Source organism: Bacteroides sp. (assembly GCA_036351255.1).
Classification (GTDB): domain Bacteria; phylum Bacteroidota; class Bacteroidia; order Bacteroidales; family UBA7960; genus UBA7960.
In genome coordinates, this window is record JAZBOS010000132.1 from 1 (window position 1) to 13,741 (window position 13,741).

General features: G+C 46.0%; 10 protein-coding genes. All 10 read left to right on the top strand.

The window, feature by feature from the left end:
- Window positions 1–290: 290 nt before the first annotated feature.
- Window positions 291–1,769 carry a PAS domain-containing sensor histidine kinase gene (locus V2I46_12995; protein ID MEE4178415.1) on the top strand — a complete coding sequence of 493 codons (1,479 nt, stop codon included), beginning with the start codon at window positions 291–293 and terminating at the stop codon, window positions 1,767–1,769.
- Window positions 1,770–1,862: 93 nt separating this feature from the next.
- Window positions 1,863–2,483, top strand: coding sequence for a recombination mediator RecR (gene recR, locus V2I46_13000; protein MEE4178416.1), 621 nt, complete (start codon window positions 1,863–1,865; stop codon window positions 2,481–2,483).
- A 9-nt stretch (window positions 2,484–2,492) separates the two neighbouring features.
- Complete coding sequence (locus tag V2I46_13005; protein MEE4178417.1) at window positions 2,493–4,445, top strand: glycosyltransferase; 1,953 nt, start codon at window positions 2,493–2,495, stop codon at window positions 4,443–4,445.
- A 175-nt stretch (window positions 4,446–4,620) separates the two neighbouring features.
- Window positions 4,621–5,952, top strand: coding sequence for a dihydrolipoamide acetyltransferase family protein (locus V2I46_13010; protein ID MEE4178418.1), 1,332 nt, complete (start codon window positions 4,621–4,623; stop codon window positions 5,950–5,952).
- A gap of 548 nt (window positions 5,953–6,500) precedes the next feature.
- On the top strand, window positions 6,501–7,601 hold the full coding sequence (locus V2I46_13015; protein ID MEE4178419.1) for a hypothetical protein: 1,101 nt from the start codon (window positions 6,501–6,503) through the stop codon (window positions 7,599–7,601).
- Window positions 7,602–7,647: 46 nt separating this feature from the next.
- Window positions 7,648–7,827: a hypothetical protein gene (locus tag V2I46_13020; protein ID MEE4178420.1), complete on the top strand. Its 180-nt coding sequence runs from the start codon at window positions 7,648–7,650 to the stop codon at window positions 7,825–7,827.
- Window positions 7,828–8,013: 186 nt separating this feature from the next.
- Window positions 8,014–8,841, top strand: a complete 828-nt coding sequence (locus V2I46_13025; GenBank protein MEE4178421.1) for a 3'-5' exonuclease — start codon at window positions 8,014–8,016, stop codon at window positions 8,839–8,841.
- A 170-nt stretch (window positions 8,842–9,011) separates the two neighbouring features.
- Entirely contained in the window at window positions 9,012–9,623 is a 612-nt protein-coding gene (locus V2I46_13030; protein MEE4178422.1) for a fumarylacetoacetate hydrolase family protein, read from the top strand.
- Window positions 9,624–9,665: 42 nt separating this feature from the next.
- A complete protein-coding gene (locus V2I46_13035) occupies window positions 9,666–10,265 on the top strand; it encodes a DNA-3-methyladenine glycosylase (GenBank protein ID MEE4178423.1) in 600 nt (199 codons plus the stop codon).
- 104 nt (window positions 10,266–10,369) lie between these two features.
- The gene (locus tag V2I46_13040; protein ID MEE4178424.1) at window positions 10,370–13,606 is read left to right on the top strand and encodes a two-component regulator propeller domain-containing protein; all 3,237 of its coding nucleotides are present in this window, start codon (window positions 10,370–10,372) and stop codon (window positions 13,604–13,606) included.
- The last annotated feature ends 135 nt before the right edge of the window (window positions 13,607–13,741 follow it).

Consider the following 13,741-nt stretch of genomic DNA (forward strand, 5'->3'; position numbering starts at 1 on the left):
GCCACGACATACCATGGGGAGTTCCGGTTCCCAAGATAATAACTTTCGTTATTTACTTTCCTGAGCGTAAAACGTGAGACTAAAAAAATCAGTGCAGTATATATCAGGAAGGAAATCAGGATAATGCCAGGTGTCATATAATTGCTGATTTAAATTCCAGCAAAAATATGTAAGATTCTCGAACCATTATTTGGAATATTAAAACAAATTATTCTATATTTGTCCAAATTTGACCTCATCAAACAAATTTAGCCTGTCACCTATTTAATTCTTATTTCTATCGACCTTCCATGGGTATAAGTACTACAAAAAGGATTAAGCAGAAGAATGATTTCCTCGAGGCTATCATCAACGCCCAGCAGGAAATGATCTGCCGGTTCCTGCCCGATACCACCCTTACCTTTGTTAACCAGGCATATTGCAGATTTTTTAACCAGCCCGAAGAAAAACTAATTGGGCGGCGCTGGTTGGATTTTATCCCAGAAAAAGATTGGCCCTTGTTGATTGACCAACTGGATATGGTTGGGAAAACAGGAAAGATTTTTGCTTATGAGCACGAAGTACTGACTGTTGAAAAAAAGAAATCCTGGCAAAAGTGGACCGATATTCCAATCTATGATGAATTTGGTGAGTTGCAGGAATTTCAATCTGTTGGATTGGATATTACCGCTCAAAAAGAAGCCGAGCAGAATTTACAGGAAGAACGAGACCGGCTGGACAGCATTTTGAAAACCATTGACCATGTTGTATGGACCGCTGAGTTGAACCCTTTTAAACCCATTTTTGTTAGTGATCCGGTCTTGGAAATTACCGGGTATGGCCCCAATTCCTTTTACAAGGATAACAATATTATTTCAAAACTGATTTCTATAGATGAGCTGGAAAGAGTTCGTGGGGAAATTCAAGGAGTTTTAAAAGAGGGCTTTTTTTCCTCCGATTTCAAAATAAGAACCAGGAGCGGCGAGGAGAAATTTGTTCACTTTAAAGCTTGGCATGTCATAGGCAAAGGGGGACTTCCTTCAAGACTTGAAGGGGTGCTCTCTGACATTTCTGCCCAAAAACGTTACGAGGAAAAACTGATTACCCTCAACAACAGCAAAGACCGGATCATGGCTACTGTGGCTCACGACCTGAGAAATCCCATCAGCGGCATCCTAAGCCTTTGCAATATGCTTGAGCAAAAGAAAAAGGATTCGGAAAATCTGTTTTACATTGACTTAATCAAGCGTTCCTCCCAGGCTGCTTTAGAAATCATGGAAGAATTGCTTGAAGTAGCAGAGATGGAGTCCCAGAACTTCTCTCTAACCACACAAAAAGTATGTTTAAATGATCTCATTCCCGAGGTACTGGAGCAATTTGAATCGGATGCTAATGAAAAAGGAATCAGGTTATACAAAGATATTCCAGATAAGGCATTGTATGCTGATTTAAACATTAAGAAGTTTAGCCGGGTAATGGAAAACCTCATCAGCAATGCCCTGAAATTCACAAATGAAAAAGGTACTGTTACGGTAGCTCTTTCAGACCAGGGCGAAAAGGTGCTTATCCGGGTTTCTGATACAGGCATCGGAATACCCAAGGAATTACATAACTACCTGTTTGAAAAGTTTACACGCGCAAAACGGTTTGGCCTGAAAGGCGAAAAGACCCATGGGTTAGGTATGTATATCACAAAACAGATTGTTGAACTCCACAAGGGCAGATTGTATTTTGAAAGCAAAGAACATAAAGGCGCCACCTTTTTTATTGAATTGAAGAAATCATCCTAAACTAAAAAAAACATTGCCTTTCTTGTTGTTCTCAAGGCTAAAAGCAGTAGTTTTTATATTAACTTTGGCCGTTGCTGAACAATCTTATACGTTTTGGAAACTTTCTCCTCCAAATTACTTCAGGCCGCTGTTGAAGAATTCTCCCGCCTGCCCGGTATAGGGCGAAAAACCGCATTGCGTTTGGTTCTTTACCTCCTCAGGCAGGATGAAGAAACCGTAATCCGTTTCTCTGAAGCCATGACCCGATTGCGCAGCGAAGTGGTTTATTGCTCACAATGTCATAACATCTCCGATCAGGACCTTTGCGAAATCTGCAGGTCGCCCCACCGCGACCAGTCATTGATCTGTGTGGTGGAAGACCTGCGCGATGTCATCGCCATTGAAAACACTGCCCAGTATCACGGCTTATATCATGTCTTGGGGGGAATTATCTCGCCTATGGATGGTATTGGACCTGGTGACCTGAATATCGAAAGCCTGGTAAACAGGATCGAACAAAACCAGGATTCACTCAGGGAGGTGATTCTGGCCCTGAGCACTACCATGGAAGGCGATACCACCAACTTCTATATTTTCAGAAAGATTAAGCCCTTTGATGTAAAGGTTTCAGTCATTGCCCGGGGTATTGCAATAGGCGATGAACTGGAATATGCCGACGAGGTCACCCTGGGCAGGTCTATCGTCAACCGGACCCCTTATGAAAACGTCAAATAAGAAGCCTGAATGGATTTAACCGTAGTAATCGTCAATTACAACGTCCAGTATTTTCTCGATCAATGCCTCAAGTCGGTATTCCGCTCGGGAAAAGGCCTGCTGATGGAGGTTTTCGTTGTTGACAATAACTCGGTGGATGGCTCCCAAGAAATGATCCGCGAGAAATATCCTGAGGTTCAACTGATTGCCAACCATGAGAATATGGGGTTCAGCAAGGCAAACAACCAGGCCATCCGGCTGGCAAAGGGCAGATATGTGCTGCTGCTTAATCCCGATACGGTGGTAGAGGATGATACCCTCAGCAAGGTGGTAAGGTTTATGGACGAACATCCCGATGCCGGTGGCTTAGGAGTCAAAATGCTTGATGGACAGGGACGCTTTCTCCCCGAATCCAAACGGGGCCTCCCCACCCCTGAGGTGGCTTTCTATAAGATATTTGGTCTGGCAAAGCTATTCCCAAAATCAAAAACGTTTGGCAGATACCACATGGGCTATCTGGATCCCAATGATACGCAAGTGGTGGATGTCCTCTCAGGCGCTTTTATGATGCTGCGCAAAGAAGCCCTGGAGAAAACCGGTTACCTCGACGAGGACTTCTTCATGTATGGGGAAGACATCGATCTTTCCTATCGAATCACCAAGGCGGGCTACAAGAACTATTATTTTCCAGGTACCCGCATCATTCACTATAAAGGTGAGAGCACAAAGAAAAGCAGTGTCAACTATGTGATCGTGTTTTACAATGCCATGATCATTTTTGCGCGCAAGCATTTCTCGCGCCAAAACGCCCGGCTGTTTTCCACCCTCATCAACCTGGCCGTGTATTTCAGGGCAGGGGTAGCCATCATCAACCGTTTCCTGAAAAAGATCTTCTGGCCCCTGCTCGATGCCCTGATCATTTATGCCGGTTTCTATTTCATCAAAACCAGCTGGGAGGAACAAGTCTTCAATGGGCCCCATTACCCGCCCGAGTTTATGCAATTCATCGTTCCGGCCTATATCCTCATTTGGTTATTCACCGTTTATTTCAGCGGCGGATACGATAGACCCATAAAGATTTTCCGTATCATCCGGGGCATAGGAATGGGCACAGTGATTATCCTGGTTATCTATGCCCTCCTGCCCATCAGCCTGAGGTTTTCAAGGGCACTTATCCTCCTGGGGGGAGCCTGGGCGCTATTCTCCATCCTGCTGTCCAGAACAATACTTTCTCTTGTTCGCAAGCAAGGCTTGCATGTGGAATCAAGCCAGAACAAGCGTATTATCATTGTAGGTGATGGGAAAGAAGCCGCCCGCATTGTGCACATGATCAGGCAAGCAGGCAACAGCGCCTTCATTGGACTGGTTTCCCTCCAAAAAGCGAAACCAAGAGAAGGAGGATACGTGGGCACTATTGCACAGATCAATGAGATCATTGGCATTTATGCTATTGATGAGATCATTTTCTGTGCCGCTGACATGAGTTCACAAGCCATCATTGACCTTATGGCCTCGCTGAGCAACCAAAAAGTCAATTTTAAGATCGCCCCACCTGAAAGCCTTTATATCATCGGAAGCAACAGCATTGAAACTTTTGAAGAGTTGTTTACCATCAACATCAATGCAGTAAACAAACCTGCCAACCGGAGAAACAAAAGGCTGTTCGACCTGATTGCATCTGGTCTGGTCTTTTTGAGCCTTCCCCTCACCCTTTTCCTTGTCAGGAACCCTTTGGGGATGATCCGCAATGTTTTTAGCGTAAGCCTCGGAAGAAAATCCTGGATTGGTTACCACCCCTTACCCAAAACCGCTAATCTTCCTAGGATCAAAAAAGGAGTACTTTTCCCCGGCGATATGATCAGGAATCAGGCGCTGGACGAGGAAACCCTAAATAACCTGAACAATCTCTATGCCAAAGAATACAGGATAGAGAACGACCTGAACATCTTTTTGAATGGCTGGCGCAACCTGGGACGCACCTGAGCCATTGGACTTTTTTAAACCTTTTGCTTTTTCATGTGTTTAAAAAATGAATAACCAAACCCGGGTTAACGATATTTCTGATGGCCTCGCTATCTGGCCAATGTAAATATTTCGTAACTTAGTGTTTATTTTCCTGAGATTTTACTTTTGAAAAACCCAAAATACAACATAATTAATGGCAAAGTTTGAATTGAAGATGCCCAAATTGGGCGAGAGTATTACAGAGGCTACCATCACCAAGTGGATGAAAAATGTCGGCGATACCATTGAACTGGATGAGGCCATCCTTGAGATCGCTACCGATAAGGTAGATTCTGAAATCCCAAGCCCTGTGGAAGGCGTGCTGAAAGAGCAGTTGTTTAATGAAGGCGATGTGGTGGAAGTTGAAACTGTCATTGCCATCATTGAAACCGGTGGAGAAGGTGCTGAAGAAAAAGCCCCTGCCGAAGAAAAGAAAGAAGAGAAACCCCAGGCTGCTGCCAAAGAAGATTTGCCTGTGACAGAAGAGAAAAAAGAGGCCCCTGAGGGTGAAAGCCTGAAAAGCAGGGATAGCAGCGGTCGCTTCTACTCTCCCCTGGTTCGTACCATTGCCAAAGAAGAAAATATTTCGCTGGAAGAACTGGAAAGCATCTCCGGAAGCGGCCATCAGAACCGCCTGACCCGCCAGGATGTCATGGATTACCTGAAGAAGCGGGAAGCCGGTGAAACCAAACCTGCCGCTTCTGCACCAAAGGCCCAGGCCCCTGCTGCGGCCCCCGCCACCCAGAAGCCCAAGGCTCCGTCCATTGCCATTGGAGAAAGCGACCAGGTGGTTGAAATGAGCCGGATGCGCAAACTCATTGCCGACCATATGGTCATGTCGGAAGATACCTCTGTTCACATTACCCTCTTTGCCGAGGCCGATATGACCAACATCGTCAACTGGCGCAACAAGCAAAAAGGCATCCTCGAAAAGCGCGAAGGCGAAAAGCTCACCTTCACCCCCATTTTCATTGAAGCCATTGCCAAGGCCCTGCGCGACTATCCCATGGTGAACATTTCCACCGAAGGAGATAAGATCATCGTTCGCAAAAATGTGAACATCGGCATGGCAGCCGCTACCCCCGATGGTAACCTGATTGTGCCCGTCATCAAGAATGCCGACCACAAGAGCCTGCTGGGCCTGACCAAGGAAGTAAACGACCTGGCTAACCGCGCCCGCGCCAGCCAACTCAAGCCCGATGAGATCCAGGGAGGCACCTTCACGCTGACCAACTTCGGCACCTTTGGCGCCATTGGCGGAACCCCCATCATCAACCAGCCGCAGGTGGCCATCCTCGGCGTCGGGATCATCCAGAAGAAGCCTGTGGTGATCGAAAGCCCGCAGGGCGATTCCATCGGCATCCGCCATATGATGATGCTCTCCCTCTCGTGCGACCACCGCGTGGTGGATGGCGCCCTGGGAAGCATGTTCCTCAAGCGCGTGGCCGATTACCTCGAGAAATTCGATACCAGCCAGAATATATAATCCGGAAGGACTATTTTTCGAAAGAGGCTGCCTCCAATTTACAAGGCAGCCTCTTTGTTTTTTGTCCTGTTTCTATTTGAACCTTTAGCTTTCAACCTGCCAGGTTTAAAATCAACTTAATTTGGGTTGTATATCCCCGTTTTCCATGACTTTTCTGAATATTCCCTAAACCGTTGTTAACACGTAATTTAAACGTATTTAAAACGTAGTTTAAACGTGCGTGCACGTTTGAACTACGTCTGAACTACGTGTTAACTACGTCTGAACTACGTCTGAACTCTGGGTCGAAACAAGCAAAGATGAGTTTTTGAGAGGTTGTTTTGGGGAGGTGCGAAAAAGAAGTTTTTCCTAAGTGGTTCGGGACAATCCCTAAGGCTTTTAATTTCATTAGAACCTAAGGAAAACTTAAACAGTTTTTTCAAAATATTGTGTGATTTCCAGCTGATTGAACGCCAGAGAAGACAATCACAGCCTTATTTTTGCGAAGTTTTCTTTTGAATTCTCTGAAATTCGCCTGAACTTTGAAAGAAAGCAAAAACACTCCGGCTATGCGGTATACTTCCTTCCTGCTGGCAATCCTTGGTCTTCTGGGTGCCCCTCTGCTTGGGGCATACCTGGCTGATATACCACTTAATAAGATGCTGGTCTTCCCGCCTATGACCACAGAAGTCACCATTGAAAAAGCTCCCTTTTCCTGGATTGCCTTTTTTGTCCTCCTGGCTTTGATCCTGATGTTTATGCTGCCCTTTATTGTCAGAATCCTCCGGGCCCAGGAAAGTTTTATTCCCATTTCCCGTAAAAAACATCCCCTCCCCTGGTGGGGATGGCTGGGGCTGGCCATCCTGCTGCTGGGCTGGCTGATGGCCTGGACAAGAGTTCCCTGGTTTGAAAACTTTCAGACTTACACCTTCACGCCCCCCTGGCTGGGGTATATCCTGCTTGTCAATGCCCTGACCTACCGGCGCAGTGGCTGGTCGCTGATCACCCACAAACCTGCTACCCTGGTGGCCCTGTTTGTTTTCAGCGCCGTATTTTGGTGGTATTTCGAATACCTCAACCTGATGGTCGAGAACTGGTTTTATGTGAATACCGGTGATTTAAGTAAGTGGCAATTCTTCTGGTATGCCACTTTCCCTTTCTCGACTGTGCTTCCCGCTGTGATCAGCACCCGCAACCTGATCAACACCTTTCCACGCCTTACAGCAGGCCTGGATCAGTTTATTCCATTCAAAACTTCTAAACCGGGCGCAGTGGCATGGTTCTTTTTCCTGGCCGGGGTGATTGGTTTAATGGCCATCAACCTCGAGCCAGATTACCTCTATCCCCTGCTCTGGTTGGCGCCCACAGCCATCCTCGGGGCTACCATGGCCTTAGGCGGGAACATCGAGCTCTTTGAGGGGCTCCCCTCCGGCAACTGGAGAGACATCTTCTCGCTTGCCCTGGCCGCAATCATTTGCGGATTTTTCTGGGAGCTTTGGAATTTTCACAGCTTTACCCAGTGGCACTATTCTATTCCACTGGTTCACCGTTTCCAGGTCTTTGAAATGCCAATCCTTGGCTATGCTGGCTACCTTCCCTTTGGACTGCAGATCGGCCTCATAACCATTCTTGTTGAAAGGTTTGTGACATATTTAAAGAAAAAGTCTTAGATTTACAACTCCTTTAAATCCATTCATCCTTTATTTACATCAAACCATGAAAAACGATCACGGAAGCGGTTCAGCAAGTGCAGTATACGGCCTTGGTTTCATTGGCGCCGTTATTTATTACATATCCACGGCCACGGGGTTCTGGATGGGCCTCCTTGGATTCCTGAAGGCGCTAGTTTGGCCGGCTTTCCTTGTATACGAAGCCCTCAAAACACTGGGCGCCTAATCCTTAAACTACTTCCATCGCGTTCTTTTTCTCCGGCAGCAACACCTGCCGGCAAAACTGTTTTTTGCCCAGCGGAACCAATTCTGCCTTTCTTAGGACAACAATGACAACCACGACAACCCGACAACACTTCTTTTCCCATATTTTCCTTACTTTCGCAAATAACAATAACCCTGAACTGAACCAATGAAACTCAACCTTACCCGCCCTTTGGCCTTTTTTGACCTGGAAACCACTGGCGTAAACGTGGTGGCCGACCGCATCGTAGAGATTGCTATTTATAAGGTGAACCCCGATGGAACCGCCGAAAACTTCAGCAAGTTAATCAATCCCGGCCGCCCCATTCCGCCTGAGACTACCGCCATTCACGGCATCCGCAATGAAGACGTGGCCGATGCCCCTACTTTTGCACAACTGGCACCCACGCTTGAGAAATTCCTGGCCAACTGTGACCTGGCAGGTTACAACAGCAATAAATTTGATGTCCCGATGCTCATCGAGGAGTTCCTGCGCTGCGGCATCAACTTCGATTTGAAGAAGCGCCGCCTTATTGATGTGCAGAACATCTTCCACAAAATGGAACCCCGCACCCTTAAGGCCGCCTATAAATTTTATTGCGGACAGGAACTCGTCGACGCCCACGAGGCAGCTGCCGATACCAGGGCTACCTTCGAGATCCTTGAAGCCCAGCTCGACCATTACAAGGATGTAGAATATACCGACCGCGATGGCAAAACCAGTCAGCCCATTCAAAATGACGTGGACGCTCTTTACCAGTTTTCATACAACCACCAGCACGCCGACCTGGTGGGACATATCGGCATCAACCGCCAGGGCAAGGAGATCTTTAACTTCGGCAAGAACAAAGGCCGCGAAGTGGAGGAAGTCTTCAAAAAAGAACCCCAGTATTACGACTGGATGATGAATGCAGACTTCCCCCTCTCCACTAAAAATGTTATCACCGCCATTTATATGCGTGGTAGAAGCCAGGGGCAGTTTATTTTTAAAGGTTAAGGTTTGGGGTTTAAGGTTCCAGGTTTCGGGTTTCAGAGCTTCGCCTGTCAGACTACTGGCGGATCCGCTTACCAGCGGATTTTACCCCATGCCCCATCCACGATGCCCTATGCCCCATGCACCATGCACAATCTGTGTAATCCGTAAAAATTCGTGTAATCAAAAAAACCATGAAGATCATTTGTATTGGAATGAATTATCACGCCCACCTGGCCGAGCTGAACAACCCTGTGCCCGAGGAGCCTGTCTTTTTCATGAAGCCTGAAACTGCCCTGATTCGTGCTGGGCTGCCTTTCTTTGTTCCAGATTTTTCAAACGAGGTGCATTATGAGGTGGAGCTGGTGCTGAGTATTTCAAAGCTGGGGAAGCACATCCGGGAGCGTTTTGCCCATACCTATTACCAGGAGATTGGGATCGGGATCGATTTCACTGCCCGTGATATTCAGAGGAAGTGCCGTGAGAAAGGCCTTCCCTGGGAGATGGCAAAGTCCTTCGATGGCTCAGGGCCCGTCAGCAAATTTATACCCTTGGCAAGCCTTGAGAGCCCTTCTGATATTTCCTTCAGCCTGAAGAAGAACGGCGAGCTGGTGCAACAGGGCCGCTCATCCGATATGATCTTTAACTTCAACCAGCTGATTTCATACGTGTCCAAATTCTCTACCCTCAAAATGGGCGACCTGCTATTTACTGGAACCCCTTCAGGGGTAGGCCCTGTGCAGCCCGGCGATCGACTCGAAGCCTATCTTGAAGACAAAAAAATGCTCGATATCAAAGTAAAATAACCCACTTTATTCTTTATTTTTCACTTTTCATTTTTCATTTCCATGAAAAAGCTTCCCCCCGAATACTATCTGCAATCCGATGTGGTTTTCCTGGCTCGCGACCTGCTGGGCAAGGCATTGATGACCAACATCGAAGGACATGGGGTCACAGGAGGAATCATCGTGGAAACCGAGGCCTATGCAGGGGAAATGGACCGCGCCTCCCACGCCTTCGGGGGACGCCGAACCAACAGAACCGAAACGATGTATATGAAAGGCGGTGTGGCTTACGTGTACCTTTGCTATGGGATGCACCACCTGTTTAATTTAATTACCAACATAGAAGGCATCCCACACGCCATCCTGATCAGGGGCATTGAGCCTATTGCCGGTCTGGAACTAATGTCGCATCGCACCGGCAAACCTTTTGAAAAACTACAGATCCTGAATGGCCCCGGGAAATTAACAAAGGCCCTGGGCATCTCTACCCGCCACGATAAAGTCTCGCTCTCTGGCGATACCATCTGGATTGAAAATCACAATCTCTCCCAAGAACAATACCGCATCCTGATTGGGCCCCGTATAGGAGTAGATTATGCAGGCGAACACTCAGGCTGGCCTTACCGGTTCCAGTTGGAGAAGCCTCCCTCTATGTTATTTTAACTCCTTTTTAGAGGTTTAATGTATTTTAAATCAGCTATTTTCTTAACTTTAGCAAAGAAATACCGGACCTAATTTTTGTGATATCCCCGGCATTTCCTGAAACCATGAAAATAAGAATTAGTTGCGCGATTCTTCTATGGTTTACTATTCTAAGTAGCCAGGCGAAACAATATAACTTTTCAGGTTATTCCATTGCTGATGGGCTTTCGCAATCGGTAGTCATCTGCATTTTTCAGGATTCCAGTGGCTATATCTGGCTGGGAACACAGAATGGTCTTAACCGTTTCGATGGATATAACTTCGAGATTCTGCCTTATAACCCTAATGACACTACATCCATTTCAAACAGATGGATTTATGCTATTACGGAGGACTTGGAAGGGAACCTCTGGATTGCCACAAAAGGAGGGCTGAACAGATATATTAAAAAAGAAAATAGATTCGAGCAAATAAATTACGAAACGCCTTACCCAATTGATATCACTCGTTATGTTTACGACGTCAAATGTGCCAAGGATGGCCGGATTCTCATCAATACACCCCCGGTACTAACCATCTGCGATCCAAAAAAATTAACTTTTGAACACTTTCTGTCCCCCTTGGAATATGATGGTAGTATAAAAGACTATTGCTACCCCTTGCTGGAAGATGCAAGTGGAGATATATGGATTAGTTCTACAAGAGGTTTAGCCAGGTTTAGCAGCGATTCAAAACGTTTTGATGAGCAAATCATGCCTACACTTTTCAGTGCAGGTTTGACAGATAATCATATTACAGCCCTCTGGCAAGATCCCTTGGGACAATTCTGGATTGGTACTCCGTCCGGACTTAACCGCTTTAATCCTCAAGATAACAGCCTTATTATCTATCCATCAGGAGACCCCAAACTTAATCTCCCGGGACAGAGCTTTATTCGATCAATAATTGGGGACAAGAAGGGCAACATTTGGGTTGCTACAGAAGGGGGCGGACTTTCCCTGCTAAGAGCTGATGAAAAGGAAAATTTTCACATCACCCCTTTTCACTACGCAAACAGTGAGCTTTTACACAACATCATCCTTTCCTTGATGATCGACCGATCAGAAAATTTATGGGTTGGTACTCTAGCAGGCGTAAACAAGACTGACCTGAAGGAACAGAAATTTAAGCTTTTCAGAAAAACTGATTCTCCCAGTTCGGTAAATCTGGCAGATAATGTCATCGCCTCCATATACCAGGATCAGAATGGCCTGTTATGGATTGGGAACTGGGGGCAGGGTCTTAACATTTACGACCCGAGCAGTGGCCAGGTAGAGCATTTTTCTTCCAGCAAGACTGGAAAACACTTTATTCCCAACGATTTTGTACATGTCATTTTTGAAGACTCCGCAAAGAATGTTTGGATTGGGACAAGGGATGGTATTCTCGTTTACCAGGAGGAAACGCATTCTTTTATCAGGCCTCATCGATACGGGAGAAATCCAGGAATGCCCGATCTTTCAGGCCTGAGAATTTTCAAAATTATTCAAGACCGCCGAAACAATTTCTGGATCGCAACACAGAATGGTCTTTTTATGAAACCACCCGGAGATTTGCCTTATAGAAGATACCATGTCGAAGCAGGTTTAAGCAGCAACCTGATTTACAATGTCATAGAGGACCGGGAGGGACTAATTTGGATTGCCACTACACAAGGCCTCGATATCCTGAACCCTGAAACATCGCATATTACGCACAAAAGGCAACAGAGCAATTCCGCTAATTCCATTTCAGACAACTTTGTTACTGCACTCTGCGAAGACCAGGAGGGGAATATTTGGATCGGAACAACTTTTTTTGTGAACCGCTTTTCAAAAAAAGATAGCACTTTTACTTTCTTCTCACAAGAACACGGGATACCTGGAAATTTGATTTACAATATTATTGAGGATAAAAGCAAAAATATTTGGTTTGCCACCAGCAATGGTCTTTGCACTTTTGACCCCATCTCAAATACATTTCGCGCCTTTACGGAAGAGGATGGTCTACAAAGTTCCGAATTTAATCTGGGTGCCGCTTTCCTCAGCCAGGACGGAGAACTGTTTTTTGGTGGCATGAATGGATTAAATTCTTTCTTTCCTGACTCCCTGACCTCAAATCCATATTTACCTTCGGTCGTTATCACATCAGTCTACCGAATTGTTAACGGTCAGCGTGAATCTCTCAATAAAGGGATGCATAACAAAATCCTGCTCAAACCCAATGAATATTCATTTACCGTGGAATTTGCAGCCTTGGAGTATACTAACCCACAGAAAAACCAGTTTATGTACCAACTGGAAGGCATCGATGATTCCTGGATTGAAACAGGCAATAGAAACTCCATTGCTTTCTCAAATCTGGCGCCTGGGAAATATACGCTCCGCATTAAAGGCTCCAACAACGATGGGTTGTGGAGTGAGGATCCTGCTATATTGCAAATTCATGTTCTTCCTCCGTGGTGGAGAAGCCCGGGAGCTTTTATTGCCTATTTTTTTCTAACGGCTTTGTTGATCTTCTTCATTTTTAAGCGAAGGGAATACCAGTATCAGAAGGACAAAAAAATACTGGAAGAGAAAGTCAGTGAGCGTACCCTTCAAATCGAAAAACAAAAGGCTGAGATCATGCAGAAAAACAGGGAACTCAATGACCTCAATGCCTCGAAGGATAAGTTTTTCTCCATTATTGCACATGATTTGCGCAACCCCTTTAATTACATCAACGGTATAACAGATCTGCTTCTTAGGGATTTGCAGGGCAAAGACCAGAAACATTTGGAACAATCGGTCAGAAAGATCCGGGGTTCTTCTTGCCAGGCCCATGAATTATTGGAGAACCTTTTACAGTGGGCGCGCTCACAAACTGGCACCATGCCCTTTCAGCCTGAACGCATTGAGGTAAGAACCCTGATCACCGATACCATTGATCTGTTCAGGGATCAGGCCGCCCGAAAAAACATTGAAATCACCAGCAATCATTTGCCTGACATCAATGCCTACCTTGATGTCAATATGATCCGTACGGTGCTCCGTAACCTGTTGACCAATGCCATAAAATTCACCTACCCGGGTGGAAAAATTCTTCTCACGCTTATTCCGGAGGGCAACCACTGTGTTATTGGTGTTGAAGATAACGGAATTGGCATTGCAAGGGAAAAACTGGATTCCCTTTTCTTTATCGATGCCCGGCACAACACCAAGGGAACCAATTTGGAGCCCGGCACCGGTCTGGGCCTGATTCTGTGCAAGGAACTTGTAGAACGCCATGGGGGACATATTGAAGTAAAAAGTGAACCGGGCCTTGGAAGCGAGTTTCGTGTTATTTTACCCAATGTGGTATCATAAGTAGTTTAAAATAAAGAAGGCTGTGTACACAGCCTTCTTCATTGGTTTAGCTTTTCAAAAATCTTCATTCAGGGCCTGATTTCATTCCTCATGGTGGAATTCACAATGGCTTAATTACGTCTCTGCCACCTTCAA